We start from the raw sequence: 17,109 nt of genomic DNA, 5'->3' as shown, positions 1-17,109 counted from the left end.
AATTCGACTTTATAACATATTTAGTCCAGTTTCGAAAGAGGTCTAATAAATAATCATGCTTGTCACTAGTTTAGAGAACGAAAAAGATATAATTAATATATTGCTGCCAGCTATTAAATTGTCTGCTGCCAACCAAGAAGCAGTCATTAATTCAGCTCAACAATTAATTAGTACCATCAGACAAGATCATGAATTTGGTATCGAAGAATTCATTCAACAGTTTAGCTTGTCGACAGCTGAAGGTGTAGCAATCATGTGTCTGGCTGAAGGGTTGTTACGTATACCTGACAAAGAAATTGCAGCAGCATTAGTAATTGATAAATTAGCCGACAAAAACTGGCAACTTCATTTAAATAAATCAAAATCGGTTAAGGCAGGTTTTGTAGCTTATGGTTTATATATTTCAGGTAAACTAGCTGACATGGCTAGTATCAACAACGTTTTAACTAATATGGTTAATAATATTAGCCAACCAGTATTCTTAACTATTTTAAAACGTGCAATTGAATTTTTAGGGAAAGAGTTTATCTTTGGCCATGATGTACCTCTTGCCTTGGCTTCCATAAAAAACTACCCTAATAATAGATTTGCATTTGATTTATTGGGTGAATCAGCTCACACTTTAGAACAGGCAGAAGAATATTATAATCAATATCTTACAGCGATTGAACAAATAGCTGCAAGCAACTCTTTTAATCCCAATGTCGATCTCTGGCATCAACCAAATTTATCAGTAAAGCTTACAGCACTTTATCCACGATTTGAGTTTAGCAAAAAACATGACATCGATAATTACCTGCTACCAAAGTTAATTACTTTAGTTAAAAAAGTTAGAGATAATAATTTAACCATTACTTTTGATGCAGAAGAAGCAAAAAGGCTGGATATTTATTTATATACGATTTTACAGATCATTAATGACCACTCATTTAAAAACTTCAATGGCATAGGTTTAGTATTACAAGCCTATCAAACTAGGGCATACAAGGTATTGGATGAGATTATTGCAGTTGCCAAAACACAAGATAGGCAAATTCCAATAAGATTAGTAAAAGGGGCATACTGGGATCTGGAAATTAAGCAAGCACAAGAACAAGGTTTAAAATTCTATCCAGTATTCACTAAAAAAGAATATACCGATGCTAGCTATATTGCTTGTGCAAAAAAGATGTTAGAGCATGGCCAATATATATTTCCACAATTTGCTACCCATAATGCTTTAACCGCAGCTACCATTATCGAACTTGCACAAGGCCAGGCTTTTGAATTTCAAAAATTACATGGTATGGGCAAAGCTTTACATAATACATTGAACAAAAATCATCCAGTAAGAATATATGCACCAATTGGTAAAATGAATGACTTACTGGCATATTTAATGCGTAGAATGTTAGAAAATGGCGCTAATAGCTGTTTTGTTAATCAAGTAAAGAATGCTGCAACGCCATCAGCAAAACTGGCATATAATTTATATGAACATGTAAAGCATTTACATAACACTGATGATCAACCTATAATATTGCCAAAGGATATCTATCCCAATAGAGAGAACCCCATCGGTTACGAATTAGGCTATCAAGCTGATTATCATAATATCTACCAAGCAGTAAGTGGTTTTTATGGGCAAGAACATCAGGTTAGCTCTATCATAGATGGTAAAATACTAACCAGTGCTACAGTGACTACTCGTTCAACTCCAGCAAAATCATTGAAAAAATTTGTTGATATTTCTCGAGCAACCACTACTGAGATCAGTATGGTAGCGTTAAGTGCTGCTAATGGTTTTAACCAATGGTCAAAATATGACATTAAGCTTCGAGCCGATATTTTGCGAAAAATTGCTGATCTTTATGAAGAAAATAAGTTTTATTTATATGCATTATTAATAGAAGAGGCTGGAAAAACAATAAAAGATGCTATTGCTGAAGTAGTGGAAGCTATTGATTTTTGTCGGTATTATGCTAATCAAGCAGAGATATTATTTTCAGGTTTAACATTACCTTCTCCTACTGGTGAAAGTAATATGCTGACACTGCATCCACGAGGCATTTTTCTTTGTATTAGCCCATGGAATTTTCCATTAGCAATTTTTACCGGACAAATAGCAGCTGCACTAGTAACCGGTAATAGCGTAATTGCAAAACCAGCAGAGCAAACTCCAGTAATTGCAAGCATTGCTGTAAAATTAATGCATCAGGCTGGAGTGCCTACATCAGCTTTACATCTTATTATTGCCTCAGGTAGTGATATTAGCAAATACATAATCAGCGATGAACGCATCTCTGGAGTGGTGTTTACCGGCTCTACCGCTACTGCAAGAATCATTAATTTAAACCTAGCAGCACGTACCAATGGAATAGTACCATTTATTGCAGAAACCGGCGGTCAAAATGCAATGATTGTTGATAGTTCTGCTTTGCTTGAACAAGTTACAGATGATGTATTAAATTCAGCTTTTGGCTCAAGTGGTCAAAGATGTTCAGCACTGAGAATAATTTATATTCAAGATGAAATATATGAACCGCTGCTGAAGATGATTAAAGATGCGATGGCTATGTTGACCATCGCAGATCCTAGTAATTTTGCTACTGATATTGGTCCAGTGATTGATAAACAATCGCTATTGGCTTTAAATGAGCATGTAAAAAATATGATTGATAAAGGTTTCAACTTAGTTGCTCATCATCCACAAGTTGGACAGCAACAGGATGGCTATTTTTTCTACCCTCATATTATAGAAATTACCTCAATTAATGATATACCAGAGGAAAAATTTGGTTCTATATTACATGTCGTCCGTTATAAGGCTAATGAATTAGACGCAGTATTAGATGAAATCAATGCTTGTGGTTTTGGCTTAACTTTTGGTATTCATTCACGGATAGAACGCAAAATTGAATATATCTGCACCAAAATACGTGTTGGTAATATTTACGCTAATCGTTCGATAATAGGAGCTAAAGTTGAATCTCAACCTTTTGGTGGGGAAAATAAATCAGGTACTGGCTTTAAGGCTGGGGGGCCACATTACTTATTAAGATTTATTACTGAGAGAACCATAACAATTAATTTAACTGCGGTAGGCGGAAATATTGAATTATTAAATAAAAACTGATATACTCAGTAAAAATTTGCGAATTATGCGTCATTAGACGACTCGATTCTGTGACTCCTAACACTTCGCAGATTAAGATCTTCGTATATCCATAATAACTTCAGAATTATAATTTATATTATTTAACTATATAGCTACTTGATGAGCAAAACAAAATCTGTTTTCTTAGCCGCTATCTCAGGCAATATATTGGAATATTATGATTTCACAGTATATTCAGTGTTTGCGTCAACGATTGGTCGTACATTTTTTCCTGGAGAATCAGAATTTATACAAACTTTATCTAGTTTAGCCGTCTTCGCTGTCGGCTTTGTAACTCGTCCTATTGGTGGTATATTTTTTGGTTATATTGGTGATAGGTATGGGAGACGTGTTGCATTAATCATCTCCATGCTAGGCATGACTATTCCTACCTTTACTATGGGACTGATACCTGGATATCAAGATATTGGCTATTACGCACCGCTATTATTAGTAATTCTACGCCTGATCCAGGGATTATGTATTAGTGGCGAAGGAGCTGGTACTGCAATTTTCATTCTGGAACATTATCGCAATTTAAAACCAGGTTTTACTACTGGATTAGTGCATGGTTCTAACATTACCGGCACTTTAATTGCTTCTTTTATTGGAATAATGATAGAACAATATTTTTCTCACATTGATTTTGCATGGCGATTCGCTTTTATATTAGGTGGATGTATGGGGATTGTTGGATTATATTTACGTCTTAAAGTATCTGAAACTCCAATTTTTAAATTACTCGCTAAGAAAAAGCAGACTTTAAAAGCACCATTTTCTAATGTAATAAAAACAGCTTGGCCAGCAATGATCATTACCTTTTGCTTAGGTGGTGTTGCCAGTAGCGTAGTATATTTAGTAAAAACTTATGTAAATGTCTTCTATCTTAATGTATTGCATCTGGATAATACCACTGCGTTAATGTATTTATCTTATGCTTCAGTGGTATTAATGATCGCGTTACCAATATCAGGGGCGATAGCCGATAGGATCGGCAAGTTTAAAATGATAGTGTTATCCAGTATCGCAATCTTACTTTTTGCTCTACCGACTTTATTATTCATGTCTGCAATTACACCGTGGAAACAAATTCTGGCTCTAACTGTTTTAGGGATGTTGGGAGGGGGCATAGCCGGTACTGCATATATTTTTGTTATTTCTCTATTTAAACCTGAACAAAGATACTCTGGGGTAGCATTTAGTTATAATTTAGGAATCGCAATGTTTGGTGGCACCTCAGCTATTATTTCTCGTTGGCTGGTAGAGATTACAGGACTCTTTTATGCTCCAGCATTTTATATCATGACTACTTCCAGCTTGTTCCTGATTATTATCTATTACATGCGTCATGTTATCAGAGCTCTGGTTAAAGACTAGGCATTACTATATACTCGTTAAATTTATGAATAAATGAAGCATTATTATTTTGGACTAGCAGCTGAATATTTCATTATTCTTCTTTATAAACTGAAATTTTATCAAATCTTACAACACCGAATGAGAAATTGCGCCGGAGAAATTGATTTAATAGCATTACGCGGCAAAAATATTGTATTTATTGAGGTCAAAGCTAGAAGTACAGATGGTGATTATGATAAAATATTACATCATCAACAACAAAAAAGAATTACTAGAGCTGCTGAAGCCTTCCTAGCACGTCATCCAAAATATCAGTATTATCAAATTCGATTTGATCTGGCGATTGTCAGACCGTATAAATTACCGATAATTATTAAAAATGCTTGGTAATTATGCTAGCTATTTTTAAATAAGCATCATTTAATTCATCAGCAGTTATTGAGTATGGTGGTAATAAATAAATAGTACTCTCTAATGGTCTTAATAACAACCTTTTAGCTAAAAATTGTTCCTTCAAATCCTTAATCGAATAAGCATAATTAGTATCTAGTTCAAATGCAGCTATCGTTCCCCGCACTCTTGAGTTCTTTAAAAATTTACAATGTTGCATTAAATCTGGTAAATATTTTAGATGGCAACTATTAATAGTTTGAATCGCAGATTGTGTTTTAGTTGTAAGTAACAAATCAAGTGATGCCTTTGCTGCTGCGCATCCCAAGGGATTCGCTGTATAAGAATGGCCATGAGCGAAGGCTGTATTAAAGTCATTACTTAAGAACGCTTCATAAATATGATTGCTGGTAATAGTTAGTGCGAGTGGTAAAAATCCTCCGGTTAATCCTTTGGACAGGCATAAAAAATCAGGTACGCAGCCTACAATTTCAAAAGCAAAATTAGCTCCGGTACGACCAAAACCAGTCATTACTTCATCAAAGATGATTAAAATATTATATTCCCGCAGCAAGCTCACTACTTGTTTTAAATAATAAGGCCGGCACATCCGCATACCGCCAGCTCCTTGTACCAATGGCTCAGCAATAAAAGCTGCTATCTGCTGGTGCTCTTGTACAAGAAGCTGCTGTAATTGCATTAATGATTCATGCTCTTTCTGCTCTACTTCTGCATCTCCATCCCACGTATTCGGGTAGCTAATGGTTACACTCTCAAAAAATAATTCCTGAAACTGATCATGGAATCCTGAACGCCTTCCAACATTCATGGCGCCAAAAGTATCACCGTGATACCCACCAACAAAGCTTACAAATTTATTGCGCTTAAAATCACCTTTATTCTGCCAATATTGGTATGCCATCTTCATTGCTACTTCAACCGCAGTAGAACCGTTATCCGAAAAAAAGAAACGTGCTAAATGCGGTGGTAACAAAGCTTTTAAGCGTTCACAAAGTTCTACGGCCGGTTCATGAGTAAATCCAGCAAAAATCACATGCTCTAACTTTAGTGCTTGTTGGTGGATGGCATTGGCAATCGCAATATTGGCATGCCCATGTAAATTCACCCACCAACTGGAGATTAAATCTAAATAAGCATTATTATGCTCATCATACAAATATGACCCTTGCCCCTTAGTAATTACTATTGGCAATTCTGCGGTTTGTTCTTGGGTAAATGGATGCCAGATCAGGGCACGATCACGGCTGCTTAAGGTCATTAATACTCTTTATTTAATTTTTTCTTTATCGTTCACCAGCTTCCACTCTTTCTTAAAATAGTCAAACTGCATAAAATAATCATTACCATTACGGCAAGTAATCAAATATGCTTTAGCAGTGGCAACAAACTCCGGACTGTAATCAATAGCCTCACAATACAAATCATGATTACGTAAAAACTTAACAAAGCCAAGTTTCTCAGCTTCATATTGAAAAGCTTTAGTATAATGATGATTGTCTTTCCATTGTTGTTGAATATTTATACTAGCCAGTTCTTTTACGCAACCATTTTTGTCTTGATGATTCAGAGCATAACATTGCAAGTAAGCTTGATGAATCTCAGAATTGGCATTCCGAGCATCATTTATTGCGTGCTCTTTGATTTTATTTTGTTGGTCAATTTCAGATCGGCTGCAAGAAGAAAAAAAGATAAAGAATATTATTGCGGTGATTGCTTTGATCATAAATGCTCTAAATTATTGGTTATTACAGTTAAGTAACAGAGCATTTTGCCGAGAGCGCCAAATACGGCGCCGGGCGGTTGATAAAGCCTACATCAGCCCACGGCGTTTCCGCAAGCGGTATTATATTTCACCGTCCTCCCGGCAAAAGGGAAGACGTTTTATGAATACCTGCCTCCTAAAGAGGTATATGTAGAGGGTTATCAAGCCCTGTCACATAATATTAAGAATATTAGTTCCTAACGTTAGTAATTTAATTCAAAAGTCCTAATCTGACAACTAGTTTTTGTATTTATAGAAAGCAAATTTTGTTATTAAATAGTCATCCCGAAACAAGCTCGGGTTGACTATTTAAAATTCAAAATTATTATAAACTAGCTTATTTATTATTTGACATCATTTAACTGGATTGCTTCGGCTGAAGCCTCGCAATGACGGCCTGAAAGGGAACTCCGCACTCACTCCCCGTCATTGCGAGGCTTCAGCCGAAGCAATCCAGTTAAATCAACTTCAGAGCCCTGTTCTACACTTTCTTAAATTTATAATACAACACTGGTATCACAAAAATAGTAAACAACGTACCAATAATCATACCACCAACAATCACTAAACCAATAGAGTTGCGAGCAGCAGCTCCTGCACCACTTGCAAAAATTAGCGGTATCGATCCAAAAATTGTTGCACAGCTAGTCATCAAAATCGGTCTTAATCTTAATTCAGCCGCCTGAAAAACTGCTGCTCTTATTTGCACTCCACGCTCCCTTAATTGATTAGTGAATTCAACAATCATAATTGAATTTTTGGTAACTAGGCCGATTAAGGTAATTAAGCCAATATTACTATACATGTTAATGCTATCACCAGCAATCAACAGTGCTAATACCCCACCAGTAATCGAGAACGGTACTGCCACTAGAATTAACAATGGATCAAAGAAACTTTCAAATTGTGCTGCTAGTACTAGATAGATAAATACTAATGCTAACAAAAAAGTAAAGATCGAATTAGATTCAGATTCTTGCATCTGCTTAACTTCTCCCAAATACTCAAGAGTGTTATCACTATTATCTAATAATTCTTCAGCAATAATATTGATAGCTTTGATTGCCCCTTTAACATTACTCTTATTGGTTAAATCAGCAGAAATAGTAATAGATTTGGCATTATTATAATGCCAATATGATTTTACAGTAATTTTTTCCGTGACGAGAGCAACCACTGCAAGCGGTATCATCTGATTATTCTTTGCTTTCACCAAAATTTCTTTTAGGCGATTAACATTATCCCGGTCATTAGGTTTATATTGTAAGATCACATCATAGACGTCATTGCCGATCATGAAATCACCGATCGGTTTACCGGCAATAAGATATTGAATAGTTGAACCAATATTATCAAGGCTTACTCCATAAAAATAAGCTTTATCCCGATCAACCACAACATCCAACGTTGGTGTAGAAGATTTAAAATCACGTTCTATATTTTCAAAAAGTGGATTTTGTTTCATTTTTTCTATAAATTTTTGCGATAGTTGATCGATACCATCATATTCTGATAAAGTTTGTAGGTTAAATTCTATCTGTTTCCCCGAACCTCCTCTACCCATAGGATTTGGGTTCATGGCAGAAATTGACATACCCGGTATCCGGTCAAGTTTTTTATTTAAATCCTGTTGTAGTTCCTTGGCACTCATAGAACGTATACTCCAATCCTTAAGCGGCACAAAAGCAAATGCGCTACTGCCTTCCCAGATTACCGCAAAGAATCCTAAAATATCCTTATATGATTTGAGTACCTGCTCAGCCTGTATTACCACTTGCTCAGTCTGTTTTTTGCTTGAGCCTTCCGAGCCTGTAAACATTACTTGCAAAAAACCATTATCTTCTTCAGGAGAAAAAGTTTTATTCACCAACAGCAAGCTAATAATCAGAGTTACAATTGATAGAGCAATGGTCATTAATAGCTGTTTTTGATGATCAAGTGCAAAATTCAAGTAATAGGAATATTTGGTTTGGCTGTATTTTAAGTAATAATTGAATTTGGTAAGCCAAATTGGTAATGAATCGGTCTTATGGCTGCTGCTGATCATCTTACTTGCCATCATTGGCGTCAAAGTTAAAGCTACAAATCCTGAAAAAAGTACGCAAAATGCTAGGGTCCAGGCAAATTCAATAAATAATTTACCCATAAAACCTTCGATAAACCCAACTGGCAGGAATACAGCCGCAAGAGTTATAGTCATGGCAATTATCGCAAAACGGATTTCAGCAGCAGCATTTAGCGCTGCTTCCATTTTTGATTTACCAAGTTCATGATGCCTAAAAATATTTTCAAGCATTACTATAGCATCATCAACTACCAAACCAATGGCCAGAACCATTGCTAGTAAGGTAAAGCTGTTAATTGAGAAACCAAAGAAATGCATTACGGTAAATGTACCGATCAAAGATACCGGAATAGTTACAAACGGTATCAGGGTAATTCTGATGGAAGATAAAAATAAATATACTACGATAATTACCAAAATTAACGCTTCAAAAATAGTAATGAATACCGCTTTGATAGAAGCATTGATTGGAATAGCTCGATCATGCGCCACTTCAATTTTAATTGATTGCGGCAAGTTTTTGCTAATCTTCTTTAAAGCGGTACGAACATCATCAGATAACTCGATCTCATTGGCCTTTGATTGTTTTACAATCCCAATGGCCATGGATCTACTACCATTATACCGCAATATAGTATCATTTTCATCGGGTGCCAAATGCACCTTAGCGACATTATTCAACTTCAGCAGATTATTATTGTCAGTCTTTAAGATTATATTCTCAAATTCTTGCACTAAACTTAATTTACCATTCAACTTAACGATAAAATCACGAGCCTCAGTTTTGATCACTCCAGCCGGGTAATCCTTATTTTGTTTACTGACCGCATCGACAATATCACTTGGGGCGATTTGATGTTGGTACATTTGTACAAAATCAGGCTCTATACGCATAGTATAATATTTTGCGCCATGCATGACTATTCGGCCAACACTAGGTAAACGCTCCAAGACGCTTCTGATCCGGTCTTCAGTAATTTTGGTGAGTTCCAGCTGATCATATTGATCGCTATTCACACTTAACCACAGGCTCGGATAATTATCAGAATCCATTTTAGCTACCGCCGGCGCCTTCATATCTTCCGGTAATAAATTGCTGATATCCGAAACTTTTGAACGTACATCATTAAGCGCCACTTCAATATCAGCCGATAAGTTAAAAGATAAAGTAATTACACTCTCACCCACTGAGCTTTGAGAACTAATAAAATCAATATCCTTAACCGTTTTTAGAGCTTTTTCAATCCTGGTGGTAACCTGTTGTTCCATATATAGTGCGTTTGCACCTTCATAATTTGCGATCACCGTAATAATTGGTGGATCAATGTCCGGCATTCCTCTAATTTGTAGTTTAGTAAAAAATATGATGCCTAAAGTAACAATAACTAAGCTTAAAACGGTAGCAAATACTGGCCTCTTTATACAAATTTCAGATAACGACATTCTTAATCCAATATTTTAACCGTTACACCATCTTGAACTTTAGTTAGTCCTTCAAGCACGATTTGATCACCCTCGTTTAAATTATCAGAAATTATTTCTATCAAATTATTAGTACGAGTACCAAGTTTAACATATACTTGTTTTATTAAATTATTATCACCAATTTGATAAACAAAATCACCATTTTCATTTTGCAGCACAGCAGGCGAAGGTACCGCTAATCCTCGGTGTTTATTGATAGTTAATTCTGCCTGCACATAGCTACCATGAGTAAATTGAGGTTTATCATTAAGATTAACTTGTATTCTCACCGTACCATTCTCAGATAAATATTGTGAAATTGAGCTGACATTACTAGTGGCTACATTACCCAAACTATCGGTAATTTTTACTTCGGTATTAGTGTGTACTGCTTTACGCAGAGATTCTGGTAACTCTAATATAATAGTTTGTGCTTGACCTGCTACTATACTAAACAAGTAATCACCCACATTAACATGATCACCCACTCTTAGTTTTGAAACACCAATTTCTCCATCGAATGGAGCAGTAATGATCATATTATTATATGTGTTCATAGCTGTGGCCAGCTCAAATTTAGCTTGCTCAAGAGCAAGCTTTGATTTATCCAGCGTGTCAAAACTAATCACTTTCTTTGCAAATAAAGCCTGATCACGTGCGTACGATATATTTGCTAGATGTAAGGCCGCTTGAGCCTTACTATGAACAGTTTCAGCAAGTGCACTATCAATGCTAATGATTAAATTGCTTTTTGTAATTTTCTGCCCCTGTTGTGGTGAAATAAAATCAACGGTCCCTGCAACATTAGCATAATAATCATGATTTTTTTCATTACGAAGGAGACCAGCAACATTGAATTTATCAAATAGCTCCGCTGAACATACAATTACCGGCTTGATAAATATTGGTTTTTGCCAAGCTGCATTACTATTTATTGAAACCAATATAATAACAAAAGTTAAGATTAGCTTACGTAACATTTGAATATTTTTAACAAATTAATTAATAAAATTATTTAACCATTTAATTATACGAGAAACTAAATTTATAGTCACCAAGGTTTTAAATAAAATTTGATATATACTAGTTAAGCTATAGCCATTGAATGACTATTGATTTAATAGACCTCTTTTGAAACTCGCTTCTGCGGATGATTTGATACAGATCCGGTGCTCGAATCCAAAACAAACCTAAGTGCTCTGCGGGTCGAGGCACGGTATCTCCTCCAAATCCTCACTCATGCTTGAGTTTCGAAAGTAGTCTATTGTTGCCAAAAGACCACTGTAACACCTATTTTATTATTAAATTTTTTTCTAACCTATGTAGTTTCGGTTTATATCTTGATTGCTTATGTCTCGCATAATAAAATGATTTTTGCATTATTAATCAATCCTTCTATGAGGTTTAAGTATGAATTTTTTAAATTTTCGCCTGGAACTAGATCGTGATCTAGTGTGGCATCTGTTCTTGGCGCTTTGTGCAATTAGTTTAGTGTTAATGATGAGCGATGTAGCATTAGCAAGCGCTAGTACGTCTATGGATCCGAATGACGTAGTAGGTGCAACATTATGTCGTTTGGTCAAAAATTTATCCGGTGGTATCGCACGTGGTATTGCAACTCTAGCTATTTTTGCGGTTGGTGTTGGCTTGTTCCTTGGTAAGCTTAACTGGGGTATAGCCGCTGCTACTGCTGCTGGTGTTGGTATAATATTTAGCGCACCTAAATTGGTAGGTTTCTTATCTGGTGATGCAGCTTTAGCTACTTGCCCAGTATCTTAAACCATCTGCGAAATCATCAGTTCTGCGCTTATGGCACCAAGGTGATTTTATAAATTTACACACTATTTAGTACCTGTTGTCATTCCAGCACAAGCTGGAATGACATTTTTTTCAAGTGTCTATGGGTTTTATTTTAATACTATAGCAATTCGTGTTTCTTAAATCTATTAAGTTGTTGTATAGTTGTAATTTCATTTAGCTCATGCATTTTGCAGAGTATCATATAATATTTAATTATTATGTTATCTACATCTGATAAAATCTTTTCAAATCTTTATGGCCAAGAAGGAGCTGACTTAAGCAGCTCAAGAAAGCGTTCTGATTGGGATAATACCAAAAACCTACTTGATCAAGGCAGGGATTGGATTATTGCTGAAGTAAAAAAATCTGGGTTACGTGGCCGTGGGGGCGCTGGTTTTTCTACCGGTGTGAAATGGTCTTTTATGCCTAAAAACAGTTTAATGCCAAGTTATTTGGTGGTAAATGCCGATGAATCTGAACCAGGCACCTGTAAAGATCGTGATATTTTAAGATTTGAACCACATAAACTGATAGAAGGTTGTTTGCTTGGTAGCTACGCCATTGGGGCACAAGCTTGTTATATCTATATACGTGGTGAATTCTATAATGAGGCACTAAGTGTCCAGAAAGCGATAGACGAAGCCTATAGCGCCGGATTAATCGGGAAGAATGCGTGTGGTTCAGGTAATAATATTGATATCTATTTACATCGTGGAGCTGGAGCTTACATTTGCGGTGAAGAAACAGCGTTACTAGAAAGCCTGGAAGGGAAAAAAGGTATGCCTAGATTAAAGCCACCATTCCCAGCAGGAGTTGGTCTCTATGGATGCCCCACTACTATTAACAACGTTGAATCGATAGCGGTAGTGCCAACAATATTGCGAAGAGGAGCTGATTGGTTTGCGTCTATTGGTAAGCCTAACAATACCGGTACAAAAATTTTCTGTATATCTGGTCATGTTAATACTCCGTGTAATGTAGAAGAAGCGATGGGCATTCCATTACAAGAATTGATAGAAAAGCATGCTGGTGGTGTGCGCGGTGGTTGGAAAAATCTCAAAGCTGTTATTCCCGGAGGATCCTCAGTACCTATGTTACCAAAGTCCATTTGTGAAACTGTGACTATGGATTTTGACTCTTTACGGGCAGCAGGTTCAGGTCTTGGCACAGCAGGAGTGATCGTCATGGATCAATCTACGGATATTATCTATGCTATTGCTAGACTTAGCAAATTTTATATGCATGAGTCTTGTGGGCAATGCACTCCCTGCCGAGAAGGTACAGGATGGATGTGGCGGATGATGATGCGGTTAGTGCAGGGAAACGCAGAAGTAAAAGATATTGATCAATTGTTAGATGTTAGTCAACAGATAGAGGGACATACTATCTGCGCATTAGGAGATGCAGCTGCTTGGCCAATTCAAGGTTTAATCAGGCATTTTCGTGGTGAAATTGAGGAACGCATAAAAACTGGCTAGGGCACATTTTGCCAGCAGATCCGCAGCGTAGTCAAAGCTTATTCGAATTCGGTGGTGCTCACACTTATCAAATTTGTTATCAGTTGTCACCAGACACTGATGTAATCATCCCAATGATTCGATAACTGCACCAAAGTTCAAATCATCCGCAAAAATAGAGTTTGTAAGATAGTCGATGTAAACAAAACGTTAAGATGATTTTTAGAATATTTTTGCGAGCGTTCACGGTTTTTAAAATTGAACGTCAATATACGACTTACAAAGCTGCCGACCAACGTCATTGCGAGGCTTTTAGCCGAAGCAATCCAGTCAAGGTGCTAGATTTTCTGGATTGCTTCAGAGCTAAAGCTCTTCGCAATGACGGAGATGGCTGAAGCCTCGCAATGACGACTTTTTTTAAAACCACTCACATATTTTTTATGCTCCAAAGCAATTTTAGAGTAGGATTTGTCTACATCTACCCTCTAAGAGAGGTCTATAAATTTTCTTCAATATTCTCACCTATGATTGCAATCTCCAGAGGTTTAGGTCTATACTGCTCTAAATCAATAAATGTGTCATAAAATCCTGTGTTGCCTTCGGCTTGATGATCAACTGATAATATAATTGAATCATTAAATATATCTTTTATGGCGTTACACACTAATTTTGTTGTTTTAGTATCTAAATTTGCCAAAGTTTCATCAATAGCAAATAATACCGGTTGGTTTAAGTATAATTTGTATAAAATAGCACTAATAAGTATCGCAATTTTACTTTGACCAGTACTTAAGCCCAACGATTGATTATTGCTCTTGGTTAGTAATTTCTCGTCATTAAAATCATGCTGACCGAAAATATTAAATAACTCCAATGCTTTAGCTATTAATTGCTGTTTATATGTTTCTCGATGCTCAGCAGGTAGTCTGTAGGTTAATCTTTCGAACAAAGTCGTTGCAGGAGGAGCAAAAGAGATGGTGCCACAAAATATCTTTGCTATCACTTGTCCCTGGTAACAAGGGTAAAAAATCTGTCCATTACTATTAAAAGCAGCAGTTAAACATTCTGCAATATCACTTAACAACGTAGTTTTACCGGTACCTATAGTCCCGGTAATTGCATATATATGCCGAGGAACAAATTCTAAATTATCAATGAACAGCATTTCATTTTCTTCTGCTGCTTTTTTGAGGTGATAGTTCGCTAAAGATAAAACCATACCTTCGCTTAATTCACGATCTGGGCCTTCTTTTTTTACATTCTGTAATGCATTTAGAGTATGGCGAAGTTGATCCACTGCTCCTTCCAAAACTGTAGCACCATGATAGACTTGGCTAGTTAATCCTAACATCTCTGATGTCGTCTGAAGATTATACTCAATAGTAGATATTTGTTCAGCAGTGATCCCCAAAGCAGTAAGCTGACTAGCATAACTTAAGCTATGAATTATATTTTTTAATAACTCTAATATTACTACGGTAACAGTTTTTGTTTGACAACCAGTATTAGGCTGCCCAGTCTTTATATATTTTACTAATTTATCTAATATAAATTGATTCCCTCCTAATTTAGCGATTTCCTGAATATTAGCATAAGCATATTGCTCTTGGGTAGTACGAATATTTATAGTACATCCACCCATCTTTTGTGTAGTTACTTCGCTATCTTCACTTGTATTACTATCAGGTGATCCAAATACCTTGTTTTCAACATAAGTTGTTAACCTATTTAAGTTAGATTGGCTAAAGATTGTTTCGATTAGTCCTTCAAGCAAAAATAATGAAGGGTAACAATTGAATATTTTAGTAATCACTGCTTCTCCCTTATTATCCTTTACGCTAATAATAGGAAGCAACAAATCTTTGATTATAGAAGATAAATCAACTGATGCGTCGCTGTAAGTTGTTGACATTTGCTGCGAAATTTGATTTATATTATCAAGTTTCATTACTATTGCTGTTTTCTTATCGCAAAAGGCAAGTTTAGCAATCTTTAAATTGATATCTTTCTTTATATCATTTGTTAGTTTATCTGTAAGTTTTTGGTGCACTATTGCTAAAAGCTGCCCGGCAAAAAATGTTGATGCTAATTTAGTTATCTTTTCAAAGGCATTGCCCTGCTTTATTGCTAGCAATATCGAAATTTTATCAAACAATGGAGCTTGAAAAAATTTTTCCATAAGAAATAATTTAGCTACATCTAAACCTTGCTGACCTAAGGTGTGGATAATAAATTTATTTGTTATTATTTCCTTAAGGTGAGTTACGGTATATTTTATGCCACTCCAATAACTTTTATTATATGCAGCAGTAAGTCCTGAAATTACAGCGTTTTCATCAAAAAAACCTGAAGTTAAAGCTATAGATTTTAACATTTTGTTAGTATCATGCTTATCTGCAAAAATATCTTTGCCTAGACAAACCATGCCAACAGATATTCCAGAAAATAAAAGATATAATAATGGTTTGTATTTAACATCTATTTTATTTGATTCGATGATCTGTGAAATAGCTTTATAAGCAATATATCCCCAAAATCCGGATAGGCTGACATAATTTTTTGTTACGGCAAATTTTTTACCAACTATTTGATCTATCAATAGAGTAGAAGCTAAGCCTCCGGCAAGGTTGCGACCGCCAAAATTATAGGCAGCATACAATTTTAGTAATTGAGAAAAAGATGGAGCTGTAATAGAACTATGTGTTGATAACTCCTTCATTAGAGACCTATAATTTAATTAAATAATCATTTAATTTTATTAAGGAAAATAATGTTGGTTATAATTAAAGTCAATAGTTGATTTTAAGTTTGCAAAATTGAGTCGCACAGCTTTTGGTTTTAATTAATAATTGTGATGATAATTTATATAATTAGTCTGAGGTTAATATATGTCTAAACTAAAATTACAACCTACAAATAATAAAACCTCGCTTGTACAAAAATTGCGCAATTTTTGTAAGTGTCTATCTTCTAACACCAATGAATATGAAGAACAAGCTACAGAAGTAATTACTGAGAATACAAACACACTAACTAATTCAAAAACGATAAATACATTATTTCCAATTGACTATTCAGTAAATTACTTAGACTTGTCATTCAAAAAATTTAATGAAAAAAATCTAAGGGAATATGCTAAAATACTAATCTGTTCACCTGTTACAAAGCTTAATTTACATTTAAACTGTTTGGGCAATAAGTTAGCAATAACACTAGCAGGAATATTAAAGGTTTCTCAGATAGAAAACTTAAATCTTAGTAGCAACTTGATAGAAGACGAGGGTATCATAGCCATATTTTCCAACTTGCCAGAATCTATTCGCTCGCTAAATATAGGAGATAATAAATTTGGTGATGCCGGACTTGCTGCTCTCACTGCAAAATTACCAGATACTAAAATTACATTTCTAGATCTTAGACAGAATGCCATTACTACAATCGGATTCAAAAAATTATCCTTAGTACTACCTAAGACACAAATAGAATATTTAAACGTAAGTGGCAATTTTTCTCATAAAGAAGGAATAACTCTTATCGAACTGAACACCCCATCAACAATTAAATTTCTGGATACTAGATGCTATAATAATGAGGCTAAAGATCTAATTGGAGGAATCATAGGAGAAGTAATAGAATATGAATTTTAAATCCAAAC

11 protein-coding genes are annotated in these 17,109 nt (G+C 35.4%); 6 read left to right on the top strand and 5 right to left on the bottom strand.

The features are described 5' to 3' along the window. Positions 1–55 precede the first annotated feature (55 nt). The 3 genes from putA to R2I74_RS04900 all read left to right on the top strand — a co-directional run bounded on the left by putA (position 56) and on the right by R2I74_RS04900 (position 4,885). A complete protein-coding gene (putA, locus tag R2I74_RS04910; RefSeq protein WP_316354237.1) occupies positions 56–3,115 on the top strand; it encodes a bifunctional proline dehydrogenase/L-glutamate gamma-semialdehyde dehydrogenase PutA in 3,060 nt (1,019 codons plus the stop codon). A gap of 141 nt (positions 3,116–3,256) precedes the next feature. Further along, the gene (locus R2I74_RS04905) at positions 3,257–4,513 is read left to right on the top strand and encodes an MFS transporter (RefSeq protein WP_316354235.1); all 1,257 of its coding nucleotides are present in this window, start codon (positions 3,257–3,259) and stop codon (positions 4,511–4,513) included. Between the two features lie 33 nt (positions 4,514–4,546). Next, on the top strand, positions 4,547–4,885 hold the full coding sequence (locus R2I74_RS04900; RefSeq protein WP_316354234.1) for a YraN family protein: 339 nt from the start codon (positions 4,547–4,549) through the stop codon (positions 4,883–4,885). Here R2I74_RS04900 and bioA read toward each other — a convergent pair. The 4 genes from bioA to R2I74_RS04880 form a co-directional block, all read right to left on the bottom strand. Further along, on the bottom strand, positions 4,869–6,164 hold the full coding sequence (gene bioA / locus R2I74_RS04895) for an adenosylmethionine--8-amino-7-oxononanoate transaminase (RefSeq protein ID WP_316354233.1): 1,296 nt from the start codon (positions 6,162–6,164) through the stop codon (positions 4,869–4,871). The two genes, R2I74_RS04900 and bioA, sit on opposite strands and share 17 nt — an antisense overlap. A gap of 9 nt (positions 6,165–6,173) precedes the next feature. Beyond that, positions 6,174–6,629, bottom strand: a complete 456-nt coding sequence (locus R2I74_RS04890; protein WP_316354232.1) for a hypothetical protein — start codon at positions 6,627–6,629, stop codon at positions 6,174–6,176. 520 nt (positions 6,630–7,149) lie between these two features. After that, a complete protein-coding gene (locus R2I74_RS04885; RefSeq protein WP_316354231.1) occupies positions 7,150–10,176 on the bottom strand; it encodes an efflux RND transporter permease subunit in 3,027 nt (1,008 codons plus the stop codon). Between the two features lie 2 nt (positions 10,177–10,178). Next, positions 10,179–11,177, bottom strand: a complete 999-nt coding sequence (locus R2I74_RS04880) for an efflux RND transporter periplasmic adaptor subunit (protein WP_316354230.1) — start codon at positions 11,175–11,177, stop codon at positions 10,179–10,181. A gap of 430 nt (positions 11,178–11,607) precedes the next feature. Here R2I74_RS04880 and R2I74_RS04875 point away from each other — a divergent pair, with 430 nt between their 5' ends. Then, positions 11,608–11,976 carry a TrbC/VirB2 family protein gene (locus R2I74_RS04875; protein ID WP_316354229.1) on the top strand — a complete coding sequence of 123 codons (369 nt, stop codon included), beginning with the start codon at positions 11,608–11,610 and terminating at the stop codon, positions 11,974–11,976. Positions 11,977–12,215: 239 nt separating this feature from the next. Further along, positions 12,216–13,475: an NADH-quinone oxidoreductase subunit NuoF gene (nuoF, locus tag R2I74_RS04870; RefSeq protein ID WP_316354228.1), complete on the top strand. Its 1,260-nt coding sequence runs from the start codon at positions 12,216–12,218 to the stop codon at positions 13,473–13,475. Between the two features lie 475 nt (positions 13,476–13,950). Here nuoF and R2I74_RS04865 read toward each other — a convergent pair whose 3' ends face one another. After that, positions 13,951–16,173 carry an ATP-binding cassette domain-containing protein gene (locus R2I74_RS04865; RefSeq protein ID WP_316354227.1) on the bottom strand — a complete coding sequence of 741 codons (2,223 nt, stop codon included), beginning with the start codon at positions 16,171–16,173 and terminating at the stop codon, positions 13,951–13,953. Positions 16,174–16,342: 169 nt separating this feature from the next. On the opposite strand from R2I74_RS04865, the gene R2I74_RS04860 reads away from it, so the two are divergent. Then, complete coding sequence (locus tag R2I74_RS04860) at positions 16,343–17,101, top strand: leucine-rich repeat domain-containing protein (protein WP_316354226.1); 759 nt, start codon at positions 16,343–16,345, stop codon at positions 17,099–17,101. Positions 17,102–17,109: the final 8 nt, after the last annotated feature.

It is taken from the genome of Candidatus Trichorickettsia mobilis (assembly GCF_963422225.1).
Classification (GTDB): Bacteria; Pseudomonadota; Alphaproteobacteria; order Rickettsiales; family Rickettsiaceae; genus Trichorickettsia; species Trichorickettsia mobilis_B.
The sequence above is the reverse complement of the archived record's forward strand: the minus strand, read 5'-3'. Positions and strand labels throughout refer to the sequence as shown.

Coding starts and splice junctions, on each gene's coding strand:
- bioA (WP_316354233.1), bottom strand. CDS start 6,164: ATGACCTTAAGCAGCCGTGATCGTGCCCTGATCTGGCATCCATTTACC.
- R2I74_RS04880 (WP_316354230.1), bottom strand. CDS start 11,177: ATGTTACGTAAGCTAATCTTAACTTTTGTTATTATATTGGTTTCAATA.
- R2I74_RS04875 (WP_316354229.1), top strand. CDS start 11,608: ATGAATTTTTTAAATTTTCGCCTGGAACTAGATCGTGATCTAGTGTGG.
- R2I74_RS04860 (WP_316354226.1), top strand. CDS start 16,343: ATGTCTAAACTAAAATTACAACCTACAAATAATAAAACCTCGCTTGTA.
- R2I74_RS04865 (WP_316354227.1), bottom strand. CDS start 16,173: ATGAAGGAGTTATCAACACATAGTTCTATTACAGCTCCATCTTTTTCT.
- R2I74_RS04900 (WP_316354234.1), top strand. CDS start 4,547: ATGAAGCATTATTATTTTGGACTAGCAGCTGAATATTTCATTATTCTT.
- R2I74_RS04905 (WP_316354235.1), top strand. CDS start 3,257: ATGAGCAAAACAAAATCTGTTTTCTTAGCCGCTATCTCAGGCAATATA.
- nuoF (WP_316354228.1), top strand. CDS start 12,216: ATGTTATCTACATCTGATAAAATCTTTTCAAATCTTTATGGCCAAGAA.
- putA (WP_316354237.1), top strand. CDS start 56: ATGCTTGTCACTAGTTTAGAGAACGAAAAAGATATAATTAATATATTG.
- R2I74_RS04885 (WP_316354231.1), bottom strand. CDS start 10,176: ATGTCGTTATCTGAAATTTGTATAAAGAGGCCAGTATTTGCTACCGTT.
- R2I74_RS04890 (WP_316354232.1), bottom strand. CDS start 6,629: ATGATCAAAGCAATCACCGCAATAATATTCTTTATCTTTTTTTCTTCT.